Source organism: Streptomyces sp. Y7 (assembly GCF_043195415.1).
Lineage (GTDB): Bacteria > Actinomycetota > Actinomycetes > Streptomycetales > Streptomycetaceae > Streptomyces.
This window is the reverse complement of the sequence record NZ_JBIDDQ010000081.1, coordinates 1-246: the sequence shown is the minus strand read 5'-3', so window position 1 is coordinate 246 and position 246 is coordinate 1. Positions and strand designations below refer to the sequence as shown.

The following is a 246-nucleotide window of genomic DNA, read 5'->3' as shown; positions in this document are numbered from 1 at the left end:
ATCGCGTGTATCGGTCCGGCCACCGCGAAGACCGCCGAGGAGCATGGGCTGCGGGTGGACGTGATGGCTCCGGAGCCGTCCGTGCACAAGCTGGCCGAGGCGCTGGCGGACTTCGGGTTGCGGCGGCCGGGGGCCCGGCGACGCCGGTCCACGACGTGACGGGTGCGGGGGTGGGGCGCCGTCAGAGGGCTGTGCCCCCTCGACCCCCGCTCCCCGAACGCCGCAGGGGCTGAATCGTTCGTCCTC

At 74.4% G+C, this 246-nt stretch carries 1 protein-coding gene; it reads left to right on the top strand.

From position 1 onward, the window contains the following. Positions 1–159: uroporphyrinogen-III synthase (locus ACGFW6_RS45185; protein ID WP_393523636.1), on the top strand; the 159-nt coding region annotated here is incomplete at its 5' end. Positions 160–246: the final 87 nt, after the last annotated feature.